Source organism: Comamonas avium, from assembly GCF_014836675.1.
GTDB classification, from domain to species: domain Bacteria; phylum Pseudomonadota; class Gammaproteobacteria; order Burkholderiales; family Burkholderiaceae_C; genus Comamonas; species Comamonas avium.
On record NZ_JACSQK010000006.1, the window covers coordinates 321973 to 347746 of the forward strand.

Below are 25774 nucleotides of genomic sequence, written 5' to 3' on the forward strand. Positions count from 1 at the left end.
GACGCTCTGGCAAGCAACGTACTTCAAACAAAAAAATGCCAGCTAGTTGAGCACTAGCTGGCATCGATAAGAACATCAGTTTTTATAGCTGCTTACGCAGCAGACATTAGCCGCAAGCGCCAATGTAGCCGCAGGCGGTACAAAACGAGCAACCGTCTTTCTTGATCACCGCATGGGCACCACAGTCAGGGCATTTTTTGCCGCTGATGGTCTGATTGCCTTCCGCAGGGGCAGGTGCGGCAGCCGGGGCCGCTGCCGTGCTGGGAGTGGGCAGTGCTTCACCACGGTTGGCAATGATGGCTTGGATAGCGTAAGCCAGCAGGGCCACTTCGCTGTCATGCCACAAAGGCATGCGGCTGCCATCGTCCTTTTCCATCCAGCCATAGCGGATGGGGCCGCGGTCCCAGGCGACCTTGCGCAGATCATCCAGAGCCTTGTCCAAAAAGCCTCCGCGAGCTGCCAGAGACAGGCTGCGCATGGTGGCGGTGATCCATTGCTGGCTTTCGCCTGTTTGGCCCACTGGCATAAAGAACTCGATAGGGCGCTCGACGCCGTCGATGTTCATGAAGCTCACAACCAGGTACAGGCGGCGTGCACCGTCATGTGTGAAGTACTCGATTTTGTCGACCACCGCATTGAGCGGACCTTCGGGGCGACGCTCCACTACGGCTGCGATGTTGCTGCTGTTAGCGGCTGCTGGTTTGGCGGCCTCTGCCGCTTTGGGTGCATCGACTGAAAGCACTGCACCCAGCGTGTCATTGGGGCGGTAGGTGGCGCAGCCTTTGAGGCCCGCCTTCCAGCTTTCCATGTACAGGTTCTTGAAATCTTCAAACGGGTAATCCGCTGGAATATTCACTGTCTTGGAGATGGCCGTGTCGATATACGGCTGCACAGTCTGCATCATGGCGACGTGCTCAGCAGCGCTCATCTCCAGCGCACTTACAAAGTAATCAGGCAGCGCAGCGTCTTCGCCGAACATGGCTTTGAACAGGCGGTAGGCGTGGTCTTCTACCGTGTAGTAGGCGTTGCCGCCATCTGCAGTGCGCTTTTTTCGGTTGTAGGTCCAGGAGAAAGGCGGCTCGATGCCATTGGACGCGTTGTCGGCAAAAGCCAGCGACACCGTACCTGTGGGGGCAATCGACAGCAGGTGGCTGTTGCGAATGCCATGCTTTTTGATCTCGGCGCGAATGCTTTCAGGCAGGCGTTTGGTAAATCCGCTTTGCAGGTATTTGTCTGCGTCAAACAGTGGGAACGCGCCTTTTTCCTTGGCCAGCTCGACTGAAGCCAGGTACGCCGCGTCACGCATTTCTCGTGCAATGGCTTCGCCCTGGGCCACGCCTTCAGCACCACTGTATTTCAGGCCGAGCATGATCAGTGCATCGCCCAGGCCTGTGAAGCCCACGCCAATACGGCGCTTTTGTTGCGATTCTTTGTGCTGCTCTGGCAAGGGCCAGACGGTGGCATCCAGCACGTTGTCCAGCATGCGCACCTGAATAGTGACAGCCGCACGGAAGGCCTCGACATCAAAGCGTGCGTTGGCGGTGAAGGCATCGCGCACGAACTTCGTCAGAATGATGGGACCCAGATCGCAGCAACCGTAGGGAGGCAGTGGCTGCTCGCCGCAAGGATTGGTGGCTGCAATGGTTTCTGCGTAATACAGGTTGTTATCGTCGTTGATGTTGTCGATAAACAAAATGCCGGGTTCTGCGAAGTCATACGCTGACTTCATGATGGCATTCCACAGCTCACGAGCGGTAGTTGTGCGGTAGACCCACTGGCCATTGTCGCGCTGGTATGCACCGCCTTCGATCTGAATATCAGAAGGCGTTGCAACGTGCACCAGCTCCCATGGGCCATCGTTTTCTACGGCCTGCATGAAGTCGCTGGTCACGCCCACCGACACATTGAAGTTGTTCCAGCGGCCCTTTTGGCGTTTGGCCGTGATGAAGTCCAGCACATCAGGGTGATCGATGCGCATGACGCCCATCTGGGCGCCGCGACGGGCGCCGGCCGACTCCACCGTGGTGCACGATGCATCAAATACGTCGATAAAAGAGCATGGTCCTGAGGCGTACGAATTGGTGCCCTTCACACGTGCACCTTTGGGGCGCAGGTTGGAGAAGTCATAGCCCACACCGCCGCCTCGGCGCATCGTTTCAGCCGCTTGAGACAGTGCCGTGTAGATGCCGGGATTGCCGTTTTCGTCAAACCCGTTGGTGGCATCGGCCACAGGCTGCACGAAGCAGTTGATCAGCGTGGCCTTGGTGTCCAGACCCGCTGCCGCCATGATGCGGCCGGCGCCGATAGCGCCTGCCTGCATGTTCTTGAAAAATTTTTCTGCCCACTCGCGACGCAGCTCAGGCTTTTCCTGGTCTGCCAGAGCTTGGGAGACGCGTCGGAAGAGATCTTCTGCGGTTTGCTCGCCTGCGGCCAAGTATTTTTCGGCCAATACGTCTTGGCTGATGGCTTGAGTGTTCAAAGAAGTCATTACGTCTTTATGGGAAAAGTGTGAGGACAGTCCTGGTGCAAGCAAAAGTCATGCACAAGGTGCGAAAAGAAGCGAGGCTGTTTGCGGACATCGGTGAACAAGCAATCGCAGGGCTGTGATGCTTTGGCTCGATACGTTCTGTGCACTCTCATGGGTCCCCAAACGGCATCCCTGACTTCGGTGCACTTGCGCCACAGTGTGTGGTGCTGCCTGTTACTTGTGCAGATGCTGGCTTTCAGCCAAGGACGTATCTTAGTCGGCTTCGGATTATGAAATTCATAGCGGTATTTCATCTGTGAGTATGAAGATTCCGCTATTTGTTGCTAACTTCTGTCTAAATATATTTGGGGGCGAACTGGTAAGGGAGTGTTACAGCTGCTTGACCAGTACTTGGCTCTTGCGATCCCAGTTGTATTTGGCTTTGCGGGCCTCGGGCAGCCATTCAGGGCTTACGGGTTGAAAACCCCGCTTGATAAACCAGTGCATGGTGCGGGTTGTCAGTACAAACAACGAGTCCAGACCTTGGTTGCGGGCACGCTGTTCGATGCGTTTGAGCAGTTTTTCACCATCGCCTGTGCCTTGGGCTTTGGGAGAGACTGTGACGGCAGCCATCTCTCCGGTATTGGCCTCAGGATACAGGTGCAAAGCGGCGCAGCCAAAGATCACGCCATCGTGTTCGATGACGGTGTAGCTGGAGATGTCCCGCTCGATTTCTGTGCGGTCGCGTTTGACCAGCGTGCCATCGTTTTCAAAAGGCTCAATCAGCTGAATGATGCCGCCCACGTCATCAATCGTGGCCTCGCGCAACTCTTCGAGTTTTTCGTCAATCACCATGGTGCCAATGCCATCGTGTACGTAAATTTCCAGCAGCAGCGAACCATCGACTGCAAACGGCAGAATGTGGCTGCGTTCAACGCCGTGTTCGCAAGCGCGTACACAGTGCTGCAGATAAAAGCCCGTGTCGGTTGGAACCTGAGGAGGTGGCAACTGGGCCAGTAATTTGCGTGCTTGGGCCAGTGGCAGCTCGGTATCGATGGGGTTGTCTTCGCCTTCCGGCTCCAGTGGCTGTGTGCGCACGCCGTGCACTTCGGTCAGGAACAGCAGCTTGTCGGCCTTCAGTTCGCTGGCTACGCGCGTGGCCACTTCTTCCATGCTCAGGTTGAAAGCCTCGCCTGTTGGCGAGAAACCAAAGGGGGACAGCAGCACCATGGCCTCTGAATTGAGGGCGCGGCGAATGCCTTCCACGTCAACCTTGCGCACCAGGCCTGAGTGCATGAAATCCACGCCATTGACAATGCCGACAGGGCGCGCTGTCAAAAAATTGCCAGACATGACCCGCACGCGCGCACCTGCCATGGGGGTGTTGGGCAGGCCTTGACTGAAGGCGGCCTCAATTTCGTATCGCAGCTGGCCCGCTGCCTCCTGGGCGCAGTCCAGTGCCACGCTGTCAGTGATGCGAACGCCGTTGTAGTACTGCGGCTCCTGGCCTTTGACGCGCAATTGCTCGTTGACCTGAGGGCGAAAGCCATGCACCAGAACGATCTGAACGCCCATGGCCTGAATCAGCGCCAAATCTTGCACGATGCCTTGCAGCTTGCCCGCTTCAATGGCCTCGCCCGTGATGCCAACCACAAAGGTCTGGTGTCGAAATTTGTGGATGTAAGGGGCCACAGACCGAAACCAGGGAACAAAGGTGAAATTGAAAACAGAGGACATGGACAAAGGTGCAGGCTGCAAAGGAAAAAAAGGCTTGCCATTCGCAGTGGAATGCAAGCCGTTGTCAAGTGTAGCGGCTGCCAGTGGTCGCTGGGGTGCTTTTTTCACAAGCGCCAGCTCGTGAAATGCGAGGCTGGCGGGAGCTTGCCGGCTAGCTCCCAGGCCGTACAGACCAGCAGGGCCCAGCTGTGTGCGGGCAGCCTCTGCGCGTTTCTTTATTTGCGGATGACCCACAAAGTCATGCTGGTGGCGAAGCCGGCAATGCCGGCCAGCATCAGCAAAGGACTGCCGTAATACAGCACCGCGCTGAGGATCTCATGGAGTGTGGTGTTGTCGAACATCGCAACCTCCTTTCTGGCGCATGGGCAAAGCCCATGTACAAAGAGTCACACAAACAGCTCGCTGCTGTGCGTAGGCATATCGCTATGTTTGCACTAGGGTCTACCCCAGTCTGCAGCCATTGGCGAATGTCAGCGCATGCAACGCACAGACGTTGCTGTGCACAAGGCGCGGTATGCATGGCATCACGCCATGGCGGGCAGGTGGTGCCAGATGGATTTAAAAGAGAGCGTTTTGCGCTTTATTGAATTGAGATTGCGGGTGACTCTTGCTGAATTTTATTGTGATTGCTACGTCGGGTGCTTTGAAAAAAATAGCGCTCTAGATAAGTTTTCTGCAGCTGGTGGCTGTGTTCAATGGCATGGTTAATGTCTTGACGGCACTCAATTTTTGGCGCGCAGTGCGAGAATTGTCCGCAGCGGTCTGTCGTACCGCCCTTTACCGATGGCGCTCAGCTTGCTGTGGCGCTGATTAAACCGCCGTGCTTTTCCGTCCGGTGGTGGCTTTTAAAACGGAACATTCATGACTACATCTTTTGCCCGCCGCTTGGTCATCAAGCAGGCGCTACTGGCTGTTGCCGCGACCTCGGCAATGACCGCTTTCTCGGCTTCCGCTGCTGAGCAGGTACTGCGCGTTTCGGCCATTCCTGACGAAGCCCCGACAGAGCTGCAGCGTAAATTCAAGCCCTTGGGCGAGTACCTGTCCAAAGAGACGGGCATGAATGTGGTCTTCACCCCCGTGAGCGACTACGCCGCTGTGGTGGAGTCGCTGGCCACGGGCAAGCTGGATATGGCCTGGCTGGGCGGCTTTACCTATGTGCAAGCCAAAATTCGCACCAAAGGCACAGCCAATCCCATCGTGCAGCGTGCAGAAGATGCCGTGTTCACCTCGCGCTTCATTACTGCCAACCCTGATATCAAGACACTGGAAGACTTGAAGGGCAAGACCTTTGCCTTTGGCGCGCCTTCTTCCACTTCTGGTTCATTGATGCCTCGCTACTTCATTCAGAAAGCTGGCATCAACCCTGAAAAAGACTTCAAGAACGTGGCCTACTCGGGCGCGCACGATGCCACCGTGGCCTTTGTAGCCGCTGGCAAGGCCGATGCAGGCGTGCTCAACACTTCGGTGTGGGACAAGCTGGTTGAAACCAAGAAGGTGGATCCCGCCAAGGTGCGCGTGTTTGCCACCACGCCCGAGTACTTTGACTACAACTGGACCGTGCGTGGTGACCTGGACCCCGCCATTACCAAAAAGCTCACCGAAGCCTTTTTGAAGCTGGATGCCTCCAAGCCTGAAGACAAGGCCATCATGGACTTGCAACGCGCCTCCAAGTTCGTAGCCACCGAGCCTAAAAACTACGTGGGCATCGAAGAAGCCGCCAAGACTGCTGGCCTGCTGAAGTAATCATCCGGCACCGCCTGCCGTGCGGTCGCCACCCACAAGCCAGCCCTCGTGCTGGCTTGCTGTATTGGTGTGGTGGTGTTTCCAATTTGCAAGCCGCATGGCCCTTGAGGGCTGATGGCTTCAGCGCTGACAGCTATGGTCGGCGGAGTGTTCTATGAGTTTTTTACTGCAGGAAGTGGGGCTGACCCACAGCAATGGACACATGGCGCTGGCCGCCATTACGCTGCGCGCCCAGCAGGGTGAAAACATTGCTTTGATTGGCCCGTCAGGCGCAGGCAAAACCACGCTGCTCAACACCATCGGCACGGCGCTGCTGCCCACGCAAGGCGTCATGACGGTGCTGGGGCAGCAGCCCAAGGCATCTTCTGCACGGGCGCTGCGCCAGCTGCGTGCACGCATAGGCACGGTGCATCAGGCTGCGCCCATTCCTGCGCGCCAGCGCGTGGTCACGGCCATCTTGGCAGGCAAGCTGGGCCAGTGGCCGGTGTGGAAGTCGCTGGCTTGTCTGATCTATCCCCAGGATATGGCAGGTGCACGCCAGGTGCTGGAGCGTGTGCATTTGGGCGAGAAACTGTTTGTGCGGTGCGATCAGTTGTCCGGCGGGCAACTGCAGCGCATTGGTATTGCCCGTGTGCTCTATCAGGAAGCGCAACTGATTTTGGCTGACGAGCCCGTCTCGGCGCTGGACCCCACGTTGGCGCTGGACACCGTGCAGCTGCTGGTCAAGGAAGCCAAATCCCGCAACGCCACCTTGGTTGCCAGCTTGCACGCCGTGGATTTGGCACGCAGCTGCTTTGACCGTTTGGTCGGAATCCGTGATGGCCGTATTGCGTTTGACCTGCCCGCACACGCAGTCACCGACGCCCAGCTGCAATCCTTGTACGCGGCAGAGACCGCGCCCGCTGAAACCGTGCGCCCCCAGCCCAGTTTCCTCGTGGATGGGCAGGTCATGCCAGCCCATGGGTGCCGCTGATGTCTGAGCGCAGACCTTTGGCGCTGGCCGCACACGACGCACAGCGTGACCCCGCTGCACCGCGCCGCCTATGGGGTGTAGTCATTGCTGCGATCGTGCTGTGGCCCCTGCTGCAAGGCGCAGGCGTGCAGCCCGGCGCTTTGTTTGATGCACAAAACGTGCAGGTCATTGGTGGCTTCTTGCTGGGATTTTTGCCACCAGAGACCAGCGCCGACTTTGCTGGCTACCTGTGGCAAGCCACGCTGGAGACTTTGGCTATTGCCACCGTCGGCATGTTGCTGGCGTTTATTTTGGCCGTGCCGCTGTCGTACTGGGCAACCAGCGCGGTGCGTGAAAAAGCCACGCAAAACCCTGTGGCACGCCTGGTACTCACCATCTTGCGCGGCATTCCAGAGCTGGTGTGGGCGCTGGTATTTGTGCGCGTGTTTGGCCTGGGTCCGGCTGCCGGTGTGCTGGCGCTGGGGCTGACGTATGGGGCCATGCTGGGCAAGGTTTACGCAGAAATTTTAGAGAGCGAAGACGCAGCCCCCGCGCGCGCTTTGCTGCGCACGGGCAGCCCCCGGGCCGTGGCCTTGCTGTATGGCCTGCTGCCACTGGCCTCCAAAGAACTGGTCTCTTACACCGTGTACCGGTGGGAATGTGCCATTCGTGCTTCGGTGGTGATGGGCTTTGTGGGAGCGGGTGGCCTGGGCCAGCTCATGGACCAGGCCATGAAGATGCTCAATGGCGGCGAGGCATGCTCCATCTTGCTGGTGTTCATGGCTTTGGTACTGCTGGCCGATGCACTGTCTAACGGACTGCGCCGTGCGCTGGAGGCGCAGCCTGCCCCGCAGCCCAGTGCATGGGGCTGGCGTAGTGTGCTGGTGTGCCTGGCTTTGGCCGCGGGCCTTGTGGCCAGCTGGCAGCTGCTGGACATGGATTTGCTGGCCTTGTTTACGGGCAGCGCCGCATCGGCCATGGGTGACTTTGTCACCGGGTTCTTTCCGCCTGATACCAGCAGCGCATGGCTGTGGGCCGTGCTGGTGGGGGTCTGGGAGACGCTGGCCATCTCGGTGGTAGGCACCTTGCTGGCTGCGGGAGCAGGCATGGTGCTGGCTCTGCCCAGATTTCGTGCCCCGTGGAATGTGGTGCTGAACGTGCTGCGATCGGTGCCGGAGCTGGTGTGGGCCACCATCACTGCGCTGGCCGTGGGGCTGGGGCCGTTTGCCGGTGCGCTGGCGCTGGCGCTGCACACCACCGGGGTGCTGGGCCGCCTGTATGCAGAGGCACTGGAGAACGCGCCCAAAGCGCCAGCCCAGGCGCTGCGCAGGGCTGGCAGCAACCGTGCCATGGCCTTTTTGTACGGCACCTTGCCGGGCGCTGCGCCGCAATTGCTGGCCTACACCCTGTACCGCTGGGAGATGAACATCCGCATGGCGGCCATTCTGGGCTTTGTGGGGGCGGGCGGTCTGGGGCAGTTGCTGTATGTCAAGCTGTCGCTGTTTCACTATGCGCAGGCCAGTACGGTCATCATGGCCATGCTGCTGCTGTCGATAGCAGTGGACCAGGCCAGTGCATGGCTGCGACGGGCGATGCGCTAGGCGTTGACCGGGGTTTGGCGCTCTGCATCTCTGACATGAGGAACGATGAGCTGCAGCAGCTGCGGGGTGATGGCGGCATCAATCTGGTGGCGCATGCCGCAGACAGTGTGCAGCAGTGCCCCATGAATGGCCCGGGCGGTGGCTTCACCCCCGCTGGGGTGCACCATGCGATCGTGATCGCCGTGGATGACCAGAGTGGGTGCCTGAATGCTGTGCAGCAAGTTGGTTCGATCGCCTGAGGCAACAACGGCAGTTACTTGCCGCTCATAGCCAAGCAGGCCTTGTACAGGTGTGTCGCGCTGCCAGGCTTGTTCAATGTAGTTGCGCCAGACGGCTTCAATGTCCGGTACATCGGGATTGCCGATGTGGCGCATCATGGCAACGAACCGGTCCTGTGCTTCAGGCAGGGTCCATGCAGGCTTGCTGAGCAGCATGCGCCACAGGGTGGAGCCCGCAGGCTGCCCCACCTGCTTGTTGCCGGTGGTGGAAAAGATAGATATCAGTGAGAGCACTTTGTGCGGGAACTGCGCCGCTAAATTCTGCCCAATCATTCCCCCCATCGACATGCCCAGCACATGGGCCTGGGCAACGCCCAGCTGCTCCAGCAGCGCTGCGACATCATCAGCCATGTCCTTGATCTGATAGTGACCCGCAGGGGGACGGCCCAGCAATAACCGCCAGCGTGCAGGCGGTTGCATGGACATGTGGGTAGAGCGCCCCATGTCCCGGTTGTCCATCACGATGACGTGCATGCCTTCAGCCACCAGCCCTTCAATGAACGCCATGGGCCAGGACACCAGCTGCAGCCCCAGGCCAGCAATCAGCACAATGATTGGCTGGCCCGGATGGCCAAACGTGCGATAGCACATGCGTATGCCATGAGGCAGATCTGCAAACAGGTCTAAAGCAGGGTCAGCCAGGGGGAGGTCGTGGTTCATGTCAAGCAGCTTGAAGGCAATGGTGCAGTGTGGCGCGAAGCTTGGAAGCCTTCAAGGGATAAAACCTGATGGACGCAATACCCGCTCACACTGCCTCGAGTGCCTGGCTGCAGCGCTGTGCTGGCATGCGGCCATGCTGCCGGGGCAGTGCAGTTGCGTTTCTGACTGACGCTGTAAGGGCGCTGCAGGTGCTAAGGTCGCCCAGGTTGCTGCCGTTAAGCTTGATGCACCGCTGCGTTGTGCTGCCGTACCCTTTGGGACTGCTTGTGGCGGCTCTTTGCAATGGTGTGTCGATTGAATTTTGCGCAATATAGATAAGCATTCATAGCTGTTAAAACCACATGCATTTTCAATTTTCTCGCACTGTATGGAACGGCTCTCGCGTGGCATTGGCCTTGGCCGTCAGCAGTCTGAGCCTGGGCGGGCTTGCCCAGGTGTCGCAGCAGACCATGAGCTTTTCGCAGGCGCGTTCCGCCTTGCATGCGCAGTCGGCCCAACTGGCAGCCAGCCGCAAAGCGGTGGAGAGCGCACAGTTGCGCCGTGAGGGCATGCAAGGTCTGGGCGGCCCTTCTGTGGCCGCTACCGCAATGGCCTACCGTTATTCTGCAAGCGTCGATGTCGATCTGGACCCCGCCCGCAATGCGCTGGGCAATGCCCTGGGACAACTGCCACCCGGCGTGGTTGGGGGCATCGCCCAGATGCCGCAGTTGCCCAGCAACTACAACCTGCAGCGCAAAGACAACAATGCATCGGCCAGCCTGTCTGCCCTGTGGCCGGTGTACGTGGGGGGGTTGTCGGATGCCGTGCGTGAAGGGCTGGATGGCAAGGCCCAGGAAGCGCAGGCCGATGCAGCCACCACGCAAGACCAGTTGCACAGTTTGCTGGTGCAGCGCTACTTCACCGCACAACTGGCCGAGCGCGCAGCCACGCTGCGTCGCCGGGCACTGGCGGGTGTGCGCTCACACGATGATGCTGCACAGCGCATGCTGCAGGCGGGGGTGATTACACAGGTGGAGCGTTTGCAGGCCAGTGTGGCTTTGGCCGATGCCCAGCAGCAATCGGAGAAAGCGGACAGCGACGCCCGGCTGGCACGCAGCGCCCTGGCGCGTACCGTGCACAGCGCCGCAGGGGTGCAGCCCAGCACACCGCTGTTTGTCAACCTGCAGGCTTTTCCCGCGCTGCAAGAGTTTCAGGATGCGGCGCTGCAAAACCACCCCGGTTTAACCAAAGTGGCGGCCAAGCACACGCAGGCGCAGGCCTTGCATGACGCCAGCGAGGCATTGCGCAAGCCCCAGGTGCTGGCGTTTGGCATGCGCGAGGTCAACACCCAGGGCAAGCCCAACTGGGTGGCTGGCATGGCCGTACGCTGGACGCTGTGGGACAGCGTGGACCGCGACAAGCTGGCCGCTGCTGGGCAGCGTGCGGTAGAGCAGGCTGAGCTGACCGACGCGCAGGTGCGCAGTGATATTGCCTTGCTGGTGGAAAAGAACTGGCTGGCGGTGGAGCAAGCGCGCACCAGCTACCAGTCGGGCCAGGCGCAGGAAGACCTGGCGCATGCCTTGCTGCGCCTGCGTGTGGCCGGCTTGAAGGAAGGCACCAGCACATCCCTGGATTTGATTGATGCGCAGCTGAATCTGGCGAAGGTGCAAACCGAGCGCGCATCGGCTGCGAACAACTATGTGCAAGCCCTTGCGGCTTTGCTGGAGAGTTCGGGGCAAACCGCTGCGTTTGAGCAGTACATGGCCCGAGCAGACATTGTCATCACCCCCGACGCACCCTAAGCATGAATACGACTTCTTCCTCTTCTTCGCGCAAGCCCCAAGGCCAGTCCCGGCTGCTGGTGGTGCTTGGTGTGGTGGTGCTGCTGTTGATTGTCTGGGGGTTCTGGAAAGCCGCCCAGCCTCCTGCACCGTATTTTCAAGGGCAGATGGAAGCGCGCGAGACTGATATCGCCCCCAAGGTGACGGCGCGCATCCGCCAGGTGCTGGTGACCGAAGGCCAGCAGATACAGGCCGGTGATTTGCTGGTGGAGATGGACAGCCCGGAGGTGCAGGCCAAACTGGCGCAGGCCGAGGCTGCCAAGGATGCGGCACAGGCCGTGGCTGACAAAGCCAGCAACGGTGCACGGCCCGAAGAAGTGCAAATGGCCAGGCTGGGCTGGGAGCGTGCACAAGCGGCTGCCAATCTGGCCAAGACCTCTTACGACCGTGTCCAAAGCCTGTACGACCAGGGGCTGGTGTCTGCGCAAAAGCGTGATGAGGCACAGACCAACTGGCGCGCTTCTGCTGCGCAGGCCCAAGCGGCCAGAGCGCAGTACGAAATGGCGGCCAAGGGCGCGCGTGCCGAAGACAAAAGCGCCGCTGCTGCGCAGGCCCGTCAGGTTGATGGCGTGATTGCCGAAGTCAAGGCCGCAGAGGCTGAAACGCAGCTGCGCAGCCCTGTGGGGGGCGAGGTGGCCAATGTGCTGGCCAGGGTGGGTGAGCTGTCACCGCAGGGCGTCTCGGTCGTGACCGTGGTGGACCTGACTGACCAGTGGGTGATCATCAATGTGCGTGAAGACTTCTTGCAGCGCTTTGCCGTTGGCAGCCGCTTTACCGGCAAGCTGCCTGCGTTGAATAACCAGAGCGCAGAGTTTGAGGTGTATTACCTGGGTGTGCTCCCGGATTTCGCCACCTGGCGCACCACCCGGGGCAGCCAGGGCTTTGATGCACGCACTTTCGAAGTGCGTGCACGGCCTGCGCAGCCCATTGTGGGTGCGCGCCCCGGCATGAGTGTGCTGGTGGAAGGCGCATAGTGCCACCGTTCATTGCCAGCTTGCAGCGTGAGTGGCAGCGCTTGCGCGCTTGCCGCTGGGATTGGGCCATGGTCAGCTGGGTGCCTTTGCTGTCCATGGCTTTGATGTGCTGGATTTTCTCTGCAGGCCAGCCGTATAAATTGCCGATTGCGGTGTGGAATGAAGACCACTCCAGCATGTCACGTCAGCTGGTGCGCATGCTTCAGGCCACGCCCGGTTTAGAGGTGGTGCACAGCGTATTGAACCCCGCTGAAGCGGCCGACGCCCTGCAGCGCATGCAGGTGTATGGCGTGGTGCACATCCCCCCCGGCATGGAGCGCGACGTCAAGCGCGGTGGCGCAGCCACAGTGACCTTGATGCACAACGCCCAGCTGGCCACGGCATCGAGCCTGCTGCAGCGCGATTTGCAGCAGGTGGTGGGCACCTTGTCTGCCGGGGCAGAGATGCAGGCACGCGCCAAGCGCGGAGACCCGCACCAGGCGCTGCAGGTGCGCATGGAGCCCATCACCACCAAGCTGGTGGCACTGTTTAACGTCTCTACCAATTACGAGCAGTTTCTGGCGGCCACACTGGTGCCAGCCCTGGTGCATATCCTGGCCATGACAGCCGGAGTGTGGTGCGTGGGGCGTGAGCTGCGTGACCGCTCTTTGGGTGCATGGCTGCAGGCATCAAGCAGCGGGCTCGATACGCTGGCAGCCCTGCTGGGCAAGCTGGCAATTCCTGCGGCATTGCTGTGGGGCAGCGGCATGCTGTGCCTGCTGTATCTGGCACAGCTGCGTGGCTGGCATGTGGCGGGCAGCATGGGCTGGATTGCCGTGGGCTTGGCTGCTTTGGTGGGCGTGAGTCTGGCCGCAGGTGCGGTACTGGCGGCAGTCACACTGTCTTTGCGCACGGCGCTGTCTGGCGCGGGGCTGTTGTCAGCGCCCGCCTTTGCGTTCAGTGGCGTAGGTTTTCCGCTGCTGTCCATGAGTGCCTCTGCCCGTGGCTGGGCGCTGGCAATGCCGTACACGCACTACGCCCGTTTGCAGATGGAGCAGTGGCAAATGGGTGCACCCGTGGCGCAGACCGTGCCGGTGGTGGGCGGCTTGCTGCTGGCAACGCTGGTGCTGCTGGCGCTGGCCACCTGGGGTTTGCAGCGTGCACGTACGCTGCCTGAACGCTGGGGAGGGCGCTGAGTATGGACAGCCAGACAGCGGTCAGTTTCATGCGCTTGTGGTGGGCCAGCCTGCTGACGCTGCTGCGCGACAAGGGGGCCGTGCTGCTGCTGTTTGGTGCGCCCATGCTGTACGGGTTTTTTTATCCGTGGTTCTACCAGCAGCAGGTGGTGCAGCGTGTGCCCGTTGCGGTGGTGGTGCAAGACAACTCTGGGCTGGCGCGGCAGGTGCTGCGCTTTGCACAGGCCAGCCCGCGCATAGATCCGCAACTGGTCACGGGCGATGAAGCACAGGCGCGCGATGCCGTGCTGCGCGGCACGGTCATGGGCTACGCCTTGATTGGCCATGATTTCAAACGCGATGTACTGCGCAGCGACAAAGTGGTGGTGCCCGTGTACGCCAATGGTGCCTACCCGCTGGTGAGCAAGCAGGTGCAATACGGATTTGCCGAGGCCGTGGGCACGGTGTCTGCGGGCGTTGAGATGAAGCGCCTGCAAGCCAGCGGGCAAAGCGCGCTGCAATCGGCTGCCAGCCGCTCGCCCGTCAATGTGCACAACGTGGCGCTGTTCAACCCCACAGAAGGCTATGGCAGCTTTGTGGTGGCTGCCGTAGCCATTTTGATCTTGCAGCAAACCTTGCTGATGGGGGGCGCTTTGCTGGTGGGCACATGGCGTGAGCAGGGCGTGGCCCATGCCAGCGTCAGGCAATGGCTGGCCCGGCTGCTGGCGCTGTGTGTGCCGGGCTGGCTGGCTGGGCTGTTTTACTTTGGCTGGATTTTTATCTGGCAAGACTACCCGCACGGCGGCAACCCATGGGGCGCTTTGCTGCTGCTGGCCTGCTTTGTACCGGCGGTAGCGGGTTGCGCCAGTTTGCTCGGCTGGTGGCTGGCCAACCGCGAGCGTGCGTTGCAGGTGGTGCTGTTTACGTCCATTCCGCTGGCATTCATGGGGGGCTTTACCTGGCCTGTGGAGGCTTTGCCTGACGCCTTGCAGTGGCTGCGCTGGCTGTCGCCCAGCACGGCGGGCATTCAGGCATCACTGCGGCTCAACCAGATGGGGGCACCGCTGGCGGCTGCAGCCCAGCCCATGCTGTGGCTGGCGCTGATGGCACTGAGCAGCTGGGCCGCCATGCTGTGGATAGGTAGCCGCCACAAGCTTTCTGAAAAGTGAGCTGTCAGCGCTTATGTAGCAATAGTTTCAATATGAAAACAATTTGAAAGTGTTGCAGTGTAAGCGCTGATAGCTACTGATATTGATATCTCCCTGATGGAATCTGCAATTTTGCGTTGTGTCTAAAATAATTTGCAATACCAACTATTTGGTTTGCAAAATAAATGACAAATTCTCAATTGAGCACCTCTCCTGCCCAAGTAGCGGGCGATGCACAGCCTTTTTTTGACCCCATTGCAGTACCTCAAGCCCCCTTGTTTGGTCACTTGCTGATGAACGTCAGCCGCACCTGGCGTCAGGTGCTGGAGGTGCGTCTGGCAGAGCTGGGGTTGACCGATGCCACCTGGGTGCCGCTGTTTCACCTGCACGCGGCAGCGGGTACGCCCTTGACGCTCAAGCAGCTTGCGCAGCGTGTGGGGCTGGACAGCTCTAGCCTGGTGCGTGTGGTGGATTTGCTGGAGTCGCGGGGTTTGCTTGTGCGCCACAGCGATGCCCACGACCGCCGTAGCAAATCGCTGTGCCTGACCGCGCAAGGCCAGCATGTGGTGGCCGATGTGCGCGCCAAACTGCACCAGGTGGAGGGCCAGTTGCTGCAAGGCATGGACAGCACCACCACTGCAGCGCTGCGCCACGGCCTGCAGCAATTGCACACCCGCCTGATTGCCATTCAGGCACAGGACAAGGCCGCGCAATGAACGCTGCTGATGCTCAACCCCGGCCACGGTGGCAGCGCGCCGCTGCAGCGCTGGGCTTTCATGTGCCGGTGCTGGCCTTTGCGCTGCGTACAGCGCTGGCCGCGTTTGCCGCTTTAGCGCTGGCCCACGCCATGGGGCTGGAGCACCCGCACTGGGCTGCCATGTCGGCCTGGGCCGCCAGCCAGCCCATGCGCGAGCATTTGCTCTCTCGCGGCCTGTACCGCTTTGGCGGCTCGGTGGTCGGTGTGGTGTATGCCGTGGCCCTGGTGCTGCTGGCGCAAGATTCGCTGTGGGTACTCGCATTCGGCCTGGCACTGTGGGTGGCGGCGTGTGCTTTTCTGGGCAACTTGCAACGCGGCTATCTGGTCTATGGCTGCATGCTGGCGGGCTATTCGGCGGCCATGGTGGTGCTGCTGCACCATGGCCCGGCAGACAGCGTGTGGCCCTTGGCGTGGGACCGCATGCTGACGGTGATCACCGGGGTGGCTGCTGCGCTGTGTATTTCGTGGTGTTTTGCGCCACGGCGCAAAGCTGCGGTGCTGATTGCGCAAAGCCGCAGCGCGCTGGCTCAAGTGCTGCAAGCCGCCGCCGCCCAATTGCGCCAGCCGTCTGCAGGCCAGGCGCTGGACCAAGGCCATCTGCTGAGCCGTCTGGCGCAAGTTGAAGAGTTGCTGGAGCTGTACCCTGAAGGCTCACGCACGGCACGCAATACCTCCAGGGCCATGCACTGGCAGCAGCACTACGCCATGGAGCTGGTGTACCAGCTGGGGCAGGCACAGGGCAATACGGGTGCGGGCGCAGGCGCGCAGGCATCTGCATCCAGCGCAATTCTTGCTGCGGGTAGCGGTGCGCTGGCACCGGCTCAGATTCAGGCGCAGAGGCTGGCCTTGTGCGATGCGGTGGACCAGCTGGCACAGGCCATGCACGCAGCACCCCATGCCCAGGCTGCCAGCCCTCAAGGGCTGAACCACGCTTTGCACCAGGCCATCCGTGCCTGTGAAGCGTCGATTGCAAGCTTGCAAGGCGGTGGCCAGCAGGCACTGCCCGGTTTGCATGCCCTGTACTTGCTGCTGCAAGCCATACGCCGTGGCCTGCGGGCTGAGGCGCTGGACCTGAACCTGCCTGCACGCAGTGGACACAGCGGTCAGCGGGGCAAAGGCCGCAAAGGCTGCAATGGCCGCCATGACAGCCCCCTGGCCCTGCACCGTGACTGGGTGGGTGCACGCCAAGCGGCCCTGCGCGCTGGCGGTACTTTGCTGGTGTTTGGCATGGTGTGGGCGTGGACGGGCTCCGGGCTGGTCGCTTTCGGCATGCTGGGTCTGTCCGTCATGCTGCTGGTGTTTTCTGCGTTTGAGAGCCCCAGCCACACCATGGCCTTTGTGCTGCGCGGGCAGCTGATTGGTGCAGGGCTGGCCTTGCTGTGTCAAAGCTGGGTGTGGCCGCTGGCACAGTCGAGCTGGCAGATGGTGGCGATGCTGCTGCCCTTTGCGCTGATGGGCGGGCTGGTGTTTGCCCACAAGCGCACGGCCGCTGGTGCAATGGACACCAACATGGCCATGTTCATTTTGCTGGCCCCCGTCTTTCCGGCAGCGGGCAGCTTCGGGCAGCACCTGAGCATGGCGCTGGTGGTGGTGTCTGGCCCGGCGCTGGCGTGGGTGGTGTACCGCTGGGTGTATCCCACCAATGACCAGCGTCGCCTGCAAACCCTTGCGCGCATGATGGTGCAGGAGGTGCCAGATTTGGCACGCCGTCTGCTGCAGGACGGCAGGCCTGTGCAGTGGCAGGTGCGGCCGGCGCACCCCAGCAACCGCTGGCAGGTGCAGCTGCACCATCGTTTGCTGCGCCTGGTGCGCTGGGCAGACAAAACGCAGTGGCCCGAGCGCGCTGTGCTGCCACGCATGGCTTTGTCGCTGCGCGCCATGCCTGCCACGCTGCTGCAGCTGCAGCAGTGGCGGCGCGAGACCATCCTGGTCACCCCCGCATTGCGCCGCACCGAGCGGCTGGCCGTTGTGGCGCTGCGCCGTCTGGTTCAGTGGGGTGCGGGGGCACCATCGGCCAGCGCCAGCCGCAACGCACGTGCTGCCTGGCAGGCACTGGCGCAGCAAAGCTGCCTGCCTGCCGCACTGGCTGAGCAAGCGCAGTGCCTGGCGCAGCGTGACATTCCTGCGCTGGATGCGGTGCGCCATGCCTTGCACGAATCGCAGGCATAAAAAAGCCTGAACCACAGTGGTTCAGGCTTGGCGCCGCTTAGGTTGACGTTGACGGCTGCAGCAGCGCAGTGGGCTTATTTTGTGGCGCTGCGCAGCACCAGAATATCGATGGAAGAGGGCACACCCAGACGCACGGCAAAGCCGGGCCACAACCCCGCGCCATTGCTGACAAACAGGCGCATGGGGCCTACGTCGTACAGGCCACTGACAAAACCATCGTTGGCCGGGGCCACAATCCAGCGGTCCATGCCCTTGATATGACCGCCATGGGTGTGACCGGCAATTTGCAGATCAATGCCGTGGGGCGCATAGCTGCGTGCCATCTTGGGTTGATGGCCCAGCAAAATGTGCACTTGCGCACCACCTGCCCGGGCTTGCTGTGCCACGGTTTGTACATCGGGTGGCACCCCCTCGGGGGTGTTGGGGTCGCTGTTTTGCTCAGACAGGCGGCCATACGCGGGGTCACCCACGCCAGAGATCGCCAGCTTTTGTCCGCGCACATCCAGCACCCGTGCTTCGTTGGCCAGATAGTTCAGGTTCAGGCGGTTGAACACCCTGGCCCACGCGTCGTAGCCGCTGTAGTACTCATGGTTGCCGGGCGCTGACCACACGCCAAAAGGTGCATGCAGGCCTGCCAGGGGGGCAATGTTGCCAGCTTGCGTGGGCGCATCACCATCAATCAGATCGCCGGGCAGCACCACCATGTCGGGGCGTGCTGCGTTGGTGCGTTCCACCAGCGCTTGCACGTAGGCGGCGTTGTTCACCGGCGTGGCATGAATGTCTGCCAGCACGGCAATGCGCAGGCCATCGAGCTGGGCAGGCAGGCGCGGCAGGGTCACTTCATGCTCATTGACTTGCGGCAGCTTGACGCCCTGGGTCAGGCCATAGGCATTCAAGCCCACTGCCAAAGCCATGCCCAGCACCGTCCAGCGTGGGCGCAGGATGTGCGCTGCGCGGGTTGGACCTGCGGTGGCACGCAGCACCAGCCACAGCACATCTCGCACGATGGCCAGCACCACACCCATGCCAATGGCAGCAAACAGGCCGCCACTGATGACCTGCAGGTGCGAGACCAGGGCAAAGTTCATGAATTCATGGCGCATGGCCACAATCAGCAGCGCCGGTGCAATGCCCAGCAGCGTGGTGATGGCCACGCACCACACGAAAGCGCGGCGATGTTTTTTGAACAGGGGATACCAGAGCCAGAGCGACAGGATGGGCGCGAGCAGCGCAAGCAAAGAAACCATAAAAACAGTGCAAGAAACCAGTAAAGCGCGATGACGCGGTGCCAAGAAGTTGCCAAAAGCAGGGTGCGCGCAAGCATAGCAATGCGATGTGTACGTTCTGTGCACCTGGGCTTACCCCATGTAAGGAAATGCGAGCAAGGGCTTGTCTGACAAGGCTTGAGCCTTGAGCGCGAGAAAGTACACCTTGTACCTGTCCAAGCGGGTGGGTGCGGATTTGTTTTGAGAAATCTGGAGGTTTGGATGACAGCAAAAATCATCGCTATCGCGTGCAGTGCCTTGGCTGCAGCCACATTGTCTACATCGGCCCTGGCTGGTACAGGCGTGGGCGCAGGCTTGACCTGGACATTTGGTGGGCCCAAGCCCATTGCCGGCCCCGCGCTGGGGGTGAAGGTGTTCTCTACCGACAGGCAAGACAAGGCCGCAGCCTCGCTGGGGGTGGACTATTCCTTTGCCGATCGCAGCTTCCGTCCCAATGTGGGGGTGGCTTATCTGGGTAAGAACAATGTGTATGTGGGGGCTGATGTGGGCTACTCGTTTGCACAGCAGGGTATGAATTTCGGTGTGGGTGCCGGCTATGTAGACACGAAAAAGTAGCCGCTACAGCCGCTTGGAAAAATCCCCATGGTGGTGGCCATGGGGATTTTTTTATGCCTAAACCTATGTTCAACGCAGATGGGCTGGTGCTGGGATAATCCAGCCCCTTATGCCCTTGAAGATCACGTTTCCAGAGTCCCTGCCCGTATCCAGTCGCCGTGAAGAAATCATGGAGGTGATGGAGCGCCACCAAGTCGTCATCGTGTGTGGTGAGACGGGTTCGGGCAAGACCACCCAGCTGCCCAAGATTGCCCTGGCGCTGGGGCGCGGCAAGATCAATGCGCAGCCAGATGCCAGCGGCAATGTGCGCGGTCACCTCATCGGCCATACGCAGCCGCGGCGCATTGCGGCAAGCTCGGTGGCCAAGCGCATCGCCGAAGAATTGAACACCCCGCTGGGCGAGCTGGTGGGCTACAAGGTGCGTTTTCAGGACACGCTGCAAAAAAATGCCTCCGTCAAGCTGATGACCGACGGTATTTTGCTGGCCGAAACACAGACGGACCCGCTGCTCAAGGCGTATGACACGCTGATCATTGACGAGGCCCACGAGCGCAGCCTGAACATCGACTTTTTGCTGGGTTACCTCAAGCAGATTTTGCCCAAGCGCCCCGATCTGAAGGTAGTGGTCACCTCGGCCACGATTGATGCCAACCGCTTTGCCCAGCACTTTGCGGGCAAGGAAGGCCCGGCGCCCGTGATCATGGTCTCGGGCCGCACCTTCCCGGTGGAAATGCGCTACCGCCCGTTTGAGGAAAAGAAGGACTACGACCTCAACGACGCCATAGCCGATGGTGTCGATGAGCTGTGGAGCGGTGGTGCCAAGGGCGGCGACATCCTGATCTTTCTGCCCGGCGAGCGCGAAATCCGTGAAGCGGCCGACCATCTGCGCAAGCACCTGCAGCACCATCCTGCGCTGCGCAGTGCCGAGGTGCTGCCGCTGTTCTCGCGCCTGTCGCAGGCCGAGCAAGACCGTATTTTTGATGGTCACACGGGCCGGCGCATTGTGCTGGCCACCAACGTGGCCGAAACCTCGCTGACGGTGCCCGGCATTCGCTACGTGATTGACGCAGGCACGGCACGTGTCAAGCGCTATTCCTTTCGTAGCAAGGTAGAGCAGTTGCTGGTGGAGCCCATCAGCCAGGCGGCGGCCAACCAGCGTGCAGGCCGTTGTGGCCGTGTGGCCAACGGCATCTGTATCCGCCTGTATGACGAGGCTGATTTCACCAGCCGTACACCGTTTACCGACCCCGAAATTCTGCGCAGCTCTCTGGCGGGCGTGATCTTGCGCATGAAATCGCTGGGGTTGGGCGATGTGGTGAACTTTCCGTTCCTTGAGGCCCCCTCGGGCCGCGCCATTGCCGACGGCTACCAGCTGCTGGCCGAGCTGGGCGCGGTGGACGAGCGCGGCAACCTGCTGCACATGGGCAAGGAGCTGTCGCGCCTGCCGCTGGACCCGCGTGTGGGCCGCATGATTGTGGAGGCGCGCGAGCGCGGGGCGCTGGCCGAGGTGCTGATCATTGCCTCAGCACTGAGCGTGCAGGACGTACGCGACCGGCCTTTGGAGGCGCAGCAGCAGGCCGACCAGCAGCACGCCAAGTTTGACGACGAAAAGAGCGAATTCAGCGGCTACCTGCGCCTGTGGAAGTGGCTGCAGGATGCCCGTGGCGGCAAGGTGGTGGCCAAAAGCCGTGCCGAGATGGCGGCGCAAACCCAGCCTGCTGCCAGGCCCAGCGCGCGCAACCAGGCATTCCTGCCCGTCAGCCAGCGCACCAGCGGCGCGCAGGTGCAGGGCACCGTAGAAGAACGACTGGCGCTGTTCAGCCCTGCCGACGTGGTGGAAGACGCCACGCACAAAATCAGCAACCGCCAGTGGGAGCAGTTGCTGCGCCAGAACTTCATCAACATTCGCCGTGTGCGCGAGTGGCGTGACATTCACAGCCAGTTGATGACGGTGATCAAAGAGCACAAGTGGCTCATCAACAGCGAGCCCGCAGGCTACGAGCCTGTGCACCTGTCCATGCTGTCTGGGCTGCTGGGCAATATCGGCTACAAGGGCGAAGAAAGCGATGCCTACCTGGGCGCACGCGGTATCAAGTTTCACCCGCACCCCGGCGCGCATTTGAGCAAAAAGCCCGGCCGCTGGATTGTGGCGGCCGAGCTGGTGGAAACCTCGCGCCTGTACGGGCGCGGCATTGCGGCGATTGAGCCGCAGTGGCTCGAAGAGGTGGGCGCGCACCTTTTAAAAAAGCAGCTGCTGGACCCACACTGGTCCAAAAAACAGGCCGATGTGGTGGCGCAGGAGCGCGCCACGCTGTATGGGCTGGTGGTCTACAACGGACGCAGCGTCAGCTATGGCCGGGTCGATCCGGATGCCGCGCGCACCATGTTCATTCGCCAGGCGCTGGTAGAGGGGCAGTGGGACACGCAGTGGCACTTTCTGCCCTCCAACATCAAGATGGTGCGCAAGGTGGAAGACCTGGAGCACAAGTCGCGCCGCCAGGACGTGCTGGTGGACGATGAGCTGATCTTCGCCTTCTATGACCAGCATCTGCCCAAGGGCATCTACAGCGGTGCCACGTTTGACAAGTGGTTCCGCGTGGCCAGCAAAGGCCAGTCTGAGTTGCTGCGCCTGTCCAAAGACGAGCTGATGCGCCATGAGGCGGCAGGCATCACCACTGACAATTTCCCCAAGATCGTCAAGCTCGGCGGCGTCGATTGCAGCGCCACCTACCTACACAGCCCCGGCGATGCACGCGATGGCATCACGGTGACGGTGCCGCTGTTTGTGCTCAACCAGGTCTCTGAGGAACGGGCCGAATGGCTGGTGCCGGGCATGCTCAAGGACAAGATTCAGGCCTTGCTCAAAAGCCTGCCCCAGCGCCCGCGCAGCCGCTTTGTGCCGCTGCCCGAAAGCGCAGCGCGCCTGGCCGAGCTGTTTACGCAAAGCGAGCGCTGGGCCAGGGGTGGACTGATTGATGTGCTGCTCAAGCAGGTGCGCGATGAAACCTCGCTGGATGTCAAGCGCGCTGACTTCAAGCTGGACATGCTCAGCCCGCACCTGTTCATGAACTTTCGCATCGTTGACGAGCATGGCCGCCAGCTGGGCCAGGGCCGCAATCTGGGCGCGCTCAAGGCCGAGTGGGGCGTCAAGGCGCGTGGTGCGTTTCAGGCTTTGGCATCATTAAAGGTAGCTGCTACCGTAGAGCAGTCAACAGTTTCAGATAAAAAAGTATCTGAAAACAAGCAACTGCAAGCGATAGTAGCTCCTAAAAACGATAAGACAGCCGCCAAGGCATCGACTGCACCGCCACCTGAAAAGGCCGACCAGCGTTACACCGCATGGAGTTTTGGCCAGCTGCCAGAGCTGATGGAAATCAGCAAGGGCAGCACCACCTTGATTGGCTTTCCTGCGCTGATCGATCACGGCACCGATGTAGGCATTGAGGTGTTTGACGAACCCGAGGTGGCCGCCGCCAAGCACCGTCTGGGCTTGCGCCGCCTGTTTGCGCTGCAGATCAAGGATGCGCTCAAGTACCTGGAAAAGAACATTCCAGACCTGCAGAAAATGGCCGTTGCCTACATGCCGCTGGGCACGCAGGAAGAGCTGCGCGGCCAGATCATTGATGTGGCAATTGACCGCGCATTTTTGCAGGAGCCGCTGCCCGCCAATGAGGCGGACTTCAAGCAGCGCGTGCAGGATGGCCGTGGCCGCCTGACGTTGATTGCCAACGAAGTGGCACGCATGGCCGGCGTGATTTTGGTGGAGTACGCCGCCGCTGCGCGCAAGATCAAGGACACCAAGAACGCCCCGGAAGCCACCAAGGATGCGAGCGAGCAGCTGCAAAAGCTGATGCCCAAAAACTTCATTGCCGTGGCCCCCTGGAGCCAGCTGGCCCACTACGCCCGCTACCTCAAGGCCATCACCATTCGGCTGGACAAGTACCGCGCAGACCCGGCGCGTGATGCCGCCAAACTCAAAGAGCTGCAGCCGCTGGAGCAGCGTTACTGGCGTCTGGTGGCCGAACGCAAGGGCGCAGTCGATGCCCGCATGCAGGAATACCGCTGGATGCTGCAAGAGCTACGCGTGAGCTTTTTCGCGCAAGAGCTGCGTACGCCGTACCCCGTCAGCGCCAAGCGGCTGGACAAGGTGTGGGCGCAACTGCAGCAGTAAGCGTTTTCGTATTGCGCCACCGCCACCGCCACTGCCACCGCCACTGCCACCGCAGCAGGAGCGGTGGCGGGTACACCCCCCGGTCCACACCCCCCGGATCGGGTTTTGACATAGAGATTTTTGAATGACCGATATCACCCAAGACCTGCGCGTGGTTGCCATTGACAACGACAGCTACGACCAGGCTGTGGCCGCTGCCCGGACCTACTGCGTGGGCGATGACCCTGCGGGCTTTGCCTTCACAGGCAAGGCGACGCTGATGTTCCAGCGCGAGGCAGATACGTGGGCGCATGAGTCTTTCAGCAGCACGCCGTTGATTCGGCATGTAAATCCCGTGCAGGGTGCTGCAGACGCAGATGCTGCGCAGACTGCAGATTTTCTGCGCGCTGTGGCCGATCAGGTCACTTACATGCATGTGCCAGCCGAGTGCCAGACCATGCAGGTCGATGATGTGTGGGGCATTGACTGTGAATTTTTGATGTTTGCCATGCCACACCCTGCGCAAGAAGGTGGCACGGCATGGCTGCTGGTGCCTGGGCCGCACGATCGCGTGGTGTCATCGCGCCAAACGGTACAGGACTACCAGTTCGCAGAAATCAAGGCAGCCGCCAAAGACCTGGGCTTGTAAGCGCAGGGCTGTCTCGCCATGGTTTGCTTTTTTCTGGGGAGCCAGGAGGCAGTTGCGTCCAGACAGCCTTGGGTCGTCCTGCCTTGTGCAATGCTGGCCGTCAAGCAGTCACGGTGCATGTCCCTGCACCCCCAGCGGTTGACCCGAAAGCCTGCATGTGCACAATGCGCCCCACGAAACAAGGGGGCGCGGCGCAAGTGGGTGCTTGGTGACAAGCTGCAGCGGCGTGCCAGATACATACAAAGACAAAGGGAGACACCATGTTCCGCACACTTTTGAAGTCCAAGATTCACCGGGTCAAGACCACGCAGTGCGAGCTGCACTACGAAGGCTCGTGCGCCATTGACGAAGATTTGCTGGACGCCGCCAACATTGCCGACAACGAGCAGATCCACATCTGGAACATCGACAACGGCGAGCGCTTTGTCACCTATGCCATCAAGGGCCAGCGCGGCAGCGGCATGATTTCTGTCAATGGTTCTGCCGCACGCCGTGCTGCCGTGGGCGATTTGTTGATCATTGCGTCCTTTGCGCAAGTGCATGAAAGCAATGTGGCAGAGCACCAGCCACAGCTGGTGTTTGTGGACGATCACAACCGCCAGACACAGCTGCGCCATCACGTGCCCACACAGACGCTGTAAACCAGCACCTTTTTGCCTTTTGCGCAGTCTTTGCGCAAGTTCTTAATGGCGGCCAATGGCTGGTGCACCCAGCCTTGCGCCAGCGTTTGGTGGAGTGGATCGCAACCATGACGGCTTTGAACACAGAAACAGCAGGCAACAGCGCAACCCCTTACGGCACGCTGCCACCCGCATCACCCATGCCTGCGCGCAAGCCGGTCAGCCTGCCCCGGCTGGCCCATATGCGTGCGCAGGGCGAGAAAATTGCCATGCTGACGGCGTATGACGCCACTTTTGCGGCGGTGGCCGACGCAGCAGGTGTGGACTGTATTTTGGTGGGCGACTCACTGGGCATGGTCTGCCAGGGGCGGCACAGCACGGTGGGCGTGTCGCTCGAAGACATGGTCTATCACACGGCCAGCGTGGCACGTGGACTGCACCGCAGTCAGGGCACAACGTGGCTGGTGGCCGACATGCCCTATGGCAGCTATGCCGAAAGTGCCGAGCAAGCCATGCGCAATGCCTGCCTGCTGATGCAGGCCGGTGCCCATATGGTCAAGCTCGAAGGCGGTGGCTGGACCGCTAGGACGGTGGAATTTCTGGTGGCACGCGGTGTGCCCGTGTGCGCCCACCTGGGGCTGACGCCGCAAACCGTCTACGCGCTGGGCGGCTACCGCGTGCAGGGCCGTGACGAGGCCGCAGCCCAGTTGCTGCGCCAGCAGTCGCTGGAGCTGCAAAGCGCTGGTGCCACCATGCTGGTGCTGGAGATGGTGCCAGAGCAACTGGCCAGCCGCATCACGCAAGAGCTGGCGCATTGCCACACGATTGGTATTGGCGCGGGCAATGGCACTGCCGGGCAAGTGCTGGTGCTGCACGACATGCTAGGCATGAACCTGGGCAAGATGCCCAAGTTTGTGCACAACTTCATGGCCGATGCGGGCAGCATTCAGGGGGCCATGCAGGCCTATGTGCAGGCCGTCAAGGCAGGCACGTTCCCAGACAACCGCGTGCACGCCTGGTAAGCCGGTCTTCGCTCCAGTTACAGAGAGATTTT

20 protein-coding genes are annotated in these 25774 nt (G+C 61.0%); 15 read left to right on the forward strand and 5 right to left on the reverse strand.

What is annotated here, in order from left to right:
* Positions 1-106: 106 nt before the first annotated feature.
* The 3 genes from H9646_RS13980 to H9646_RS18585 all read right to left on the reverse strand — a co-directional run bounded on the left by H9646_RS13980 (position 107) and on the right by H9646_RS18585 (position 4545).
* Entirely contained in the window at positions 107-2488 is a 2382-nt protein-coding gene (locus H9646_RS13980; protein WP_191723974.1) for an adenosylcobalamin-dependent ribonucleoside-diphosphate reductase, read from the reverse strand.
* 369 nt (positions 2489-2857) lie between these two features.
* Positions 2858-4204, reverse strand: a complete 1347-nt coding sequence (gene argA / locus H9646_RS13985; RefSeq protein ID WP_191723975.1) for an amino-acid N-acetyltransferase — start codon at positions 4202-4204, stop codon at positions 2858-2860.
* Positions 4205-4419: 215 nt separating this feature from the next.
* Entirely contained in the window at positions 4420-4545 is a 126-nt protein-coding gene (locus H9646_RS18585; RefSeq protein ID WP_263598955.1) for a hypothetical protein, read from the reverse strand.
* 136 nt (positions 4546-4681) lie between these two features.
* Here H9646_RS18585 and H9646_RS13990 point away from each other — a divergent pair, with 136 nt between their 5' ends.
* The 4 genes from H9646_RS13990 (at position 4682) to H9646_RS14005 (ending at position 8500) form a co-directional block, all read left to right on the forward strand.
* Positions 4682-4912, forward strand: coding sequence for a hypothetical protein (locus H9646_RS13990; protein ID WP_191723976.1), 231 nt, complete (start codon positions 4682-4684; stop codon positions 4910-4912).
* A 153-nt stretch (positions 4913-5065) separates the two neighbouring features.
* Positions 5066-5947, forward strand: coding sequence for a putative selenate ABC transporter substrate-binding protein (locus H9646_RS13995; RefSeq protein ID WP_191723977.1), 882 nt, complete (start codon positions 5066-5068; stop codon positions 5945-5947).
* A 154-nt stretch (positions 5948-6101) separates the two neighbouring features.
* Positions 6102-6920 carry a phosphonate ABC transporter ATP-binding protein gene (locus H9646_RS14000; RefSeq protein WP_191723978.1) on the forward strand — a complete coding sequence of 273 codons (819 nt, stop codon included), beginning with the start codon at positions 6102-6104 and terminating at the stop codon, positions 6918-6920.
* Complete coding sequence (locus H9646_RS14005) at positions 6920-8500, forward strand: PhnE/PtxC family ABC transporter permease (protein WP_191723979.1); 1581 nt, start codon at positions 6920-6922, stop codon at positions 8498-8500. Before H9646_RS14000 ends, H9646_RS14005 begins: the two co-directional genes overlap by 1 nt.
* Here the strand turns inward: H9646_RS14005 and H9646_RS14010 are convergent.
* Positions 8497-9438: an alpha/beta fold hydrolase gene (locus tag H9646_RS14010; RefSeq protein ID WP_191723980.1), complete on the reverse strand. Its 942-nt coding sequence runs from the start codon at positions 9436-9438 to the stop codon at positions 8497-8499. The two genes, H9646_RS14005 and H9646_RS14010, sit on opposite strands and share 4 nt — an antisense overlap.
* Positions 9439-9779: 341 nt before the next feature.
* Here H9646_RS14010 and H9646_RS14015 point away from each other — a divergent pair, with 341 nt between their 5' ends.
* From H9646_RS14015 to H9646_RS14040, 6 genes are all read left to right on the forward strand, one after another.
* Positions 9780-11219: a TolC family protein gene (locus H9646_RS14015; RefSeq protein ID WP_191723981.1), complete on the forward strand. Its 1440-nt coding sequence runs from the start codon at positions 9780-9782 to the stop codon at positions 11217-11219.
* A gap of 2 nt (positions 11220-11221) precedes the next feature.
* Positions 11222-12232, forward strand: a complete 1011-nt coding sequence (locus H9646_RS14020) for an HlyD family secretion protein (protein ID WP_191723982.1) — start codon at positions 11222-11224, stop codon at positions 12230-12232.
* Entirely contained in the window at positions 12232-13407 is a 1176-nt protein-coding gene (locus H9646_RS14025) for an ABC transporter permease (protein ID WP_191723983.1), read from the forward strand. Before H9646_RS14020 ends, H9646_RS14025 begins: the two co-directional genes overlap by 1 nt.
* A gap of 29 nt (positions 13408-13436) precedes the next feature.
* Positions 13437-14555, forward strand: a complete 1119-nt coding sequence (locus H9646_RS14030; RefSeq protein ID WP_191724072.1) for an ABC transporter permease — start codon at positions 13437-13439, stop codon at positions 14553-14555.
* Between the two features lie 164 nt (positions 14556-14719).
* A complete protein-coding gene (locus tag H9646_RS14035) occupies positions 14720-15250 on the forward strand; it encodes a MarR family winged helix-turn-helix transcriptional regulator (RefSeq protein WP_191723984.1) in 531 nt (176 codons plus the stop codon).
* Complete coding sequence (locus H9646_RS14040) at positions 15247-17460, forward strand: FUSC family protein (protein WP_191723985.1); 2214 nt, start codon at positions 15247-15249, stop codon at positions 17458-17460. The genes H9646_RS14035 and H9646_RS14040 overlap by 4 nt, the downstream gene beginning before the upstream one ends.
* 74 nt (positions 17461-17534) lie before the next feature.
* Here the strand turns inward: H9646_RS14040 and H9646_RS14045 are convergent, their stop codons facing one another.
* Entirely contained in the window at positions 17535-18707 is a 1173-nt protein-coding gene (locus H9646_RS14045; protein WP_191723986.1) for a metallophosphoesterase, read from the reverse strand.
* 240 nt (positions 18708-18947) lie between these two features.
* Between H9646_RS14045 and H9646_RS14050 the strand changes: the two genes are divergently transcribed.
* The 5 genes from H9646_RS14050 to panB all read left to right on the forward strand — a co-directional run bounded on the left by H9646_RS14050 (position 18948) and on the right by panB (position 25742).
* Positions 18948-19301, forward strand: coding sequence for a hypothetical protein (locus tag H9646_RS14050; RefSeq protein ID WP_191723987.1), 354 nt, complete (start codon positions 18948-18950; stop codon positions 19299-19301).
* A gap of 109 nt (positions 19302-19410) precedes the next feature.
* Positions 19411-23472: an ATP-dependent RNA helicase HrpA gene (hrpA, locus tag H9646_RS14055; RefSeq protein ID WP_191723988.1), complete on the forward strand. Its 4062-nt coding sequence runs from the start codon at positions 19411-19413 to the stop codon at positions 23470-23472.
* A 124-nt stretch (positions 23473-23596) separates the two neighbouring features.
* Entirely contained in the window at positions 23597-24100 is a 504-nt protein-coding gene (locus H9646_RS14060; RefSeq protein WP_191723989.1) for a hypothetical protein, read from the forward strand.
* A 260-nt stretch (positions 24101-24360) separates the two neighbouring features.
* Positions 24361-24741 carry an aspartate 1-decarboxylase gene (gene panD / locus H9646_RS14065; RefSeq protein ID WP_191723990.1) on the forward strand — a complete coding sequence of 127 codons (381 nt, stop codon included), beginning with the start codon at positions 24361-24363 and terminating at the stop codon, positions 24739-24741.
* Between the two features lie 107 nt (positions 24742-24848).
* Complete coding sequence (panB, locus tag H9646_RS14070; RefSeq protein WP_191723991.1) at positions 24849-25742, forward strand: 3-methyl-2-oxobutanoate hydroxymethyltransferase; 894 nt, start codon at positions 24849-24851, stop codon at positions 25740-25742.
* The last annotated feature ends 32 nt before the right edge of the window (positions 25743-25774 follow it).

What these genes read in the sequence shown, in the direction of transcription:
- H9646_RS14000 (WP_191723978.1), top strand. Translation starts at nt 6,102, where the DNA reads ATGAGTTTTTTACTGCAGGAAGTGGGGCTGACCCACAGCAATGGACAC.
- H9646_RS14050 (WP_191723987.1), top strand. Translation starts at nt 18,948, where the DNA reads ATGACAGCAAAAATCATCGCTATCGCGTGCAGTGCCTTGGCTGCAGCC.
- H9646_RS13995 (WP_191723977.1), top strand. Translation starts at nt 5,066, where the DNA reads ATGACTACATCTTTTGCCCGCCGCTTGGTCATCAAGCAGGCGCTACTG.
- H9646_RS14045 (WP_191723986.1), bottom strand. Translation starts at nt 18,707, where the DNA reads ATGGTTTCTTTGCTTGCGCTGCTCGCGCCCATCCTGTCGCTCTGGCTC.
- H9646_RS14015 (WP_191723981.1), top strand. Translation starts at nt 9,780, where the DNA reads ATGCATTTTCAATTTTCTCGCACTGTATGGAACGGCTCTCGCGTGGCA.
- H9646_RS18585 (WP_263598955.1), bottom strand. Translation starts at nt 4,545, where the DNA reads ATGTTCGACAACACCACACTCCATGAGATCCTCAGCGCGGTGCTGTAT.
- H9646_RS14030 (WP_191724072.1), top strand. Translation starts at nt 13,437, where the DNA reads ATGCGCTTGTGGTGGGCCAGCCTGCTGACGCTGCTGCGCGACAAGGGG.
- hrpA (WP_191723988.1), top strand. Translation starts at nt 19,411, where the DNA reads ATGCCCTTGAAGATCACGTTTCCAGAGTCCCTGCCCGTATCCAGTCGC.
- H9646_RS13990 (WP_191723976.1), top strand. Translation starts at nt 4,682, where the DNA reads ATGCAACGCACAGACGTTGCTGTGCACAAGGCGCGGTATGCATGGCAT.
- H9646_RS14005 (WP_191723979.1), top strand. Translation starts at nt 6,920, where the DNA reads ATGTCTGAGCGCAGACCTTTGGCGCTGGCCGCACACGACGCACAGCGT.
- H9646_RS14040 (WP_191723985.1), top strand. Translation starts at nt 15,247, where the DNA reads ATGAACGCTGCTGATGCTCAACCCCGGCCACGGTGGCAGCGCGCCGCT.
- H9646_RS14060 (WP_191723989.1), top strand. Translation starts at nt 23,597, where the DNA reads ATGACCGATATCACCCAAGACCTGCGCGTGGTTGCCATTGACAACGAC.
- panB (WP_191723991.1), top strand. Translation starts at nt 24,849, where the DNA reads ATGACGGCTTTGAACACAGAAACAGCAGGCAACAGCGCAACCCCTTAC.
- argA (WP_191723975.1), bottom strand. Translation starts at nt 4,204, where the DNA reads ATGTCCTCTGTTTTCAATTTCACCTTTGTTCCCTGGTTTCGGTCTGTG.
- H9646_RS14010 (WP_191723980.1), bottom strand. Translation starts at nt 9,438, where the DNA reads ATGAACCACGACCTCCCCCTGGCTGACCCTGCTTTAGACCTGTTTGCA.
- H9646_RS13980 (WP_191723974.1), bottom strand. Translation starts at nt 2,488, where the DNA reads ATGACTTCTTTGAACACTCAAGCCATCAGCCAAGACGTATTGGCCGAA.
- H9646_RS14035 (WP_191723984.1), top strand. Translation starts at nt 14,720, where the DNA reads ATGACAAATTCTCAATTGAGCACCTCTCCTGCCCAAGTAGCGGGCGAT.
- H9646_RS14020 (WP_191723982.1), top strand. Translation starts at nt 11,222, where the DNA reads ATGAATACGACTTCTTCCTCTTCTTCGCGCAAGCCCCAAGGCCAGTCC.
- panD (WP_191723990.1), top strand. Translation starts at nt 24,361, where the DNA reads ATGTTCCGCACACTTTTGAAGTCCAAGATTCACCGGGTCAAGACCACG.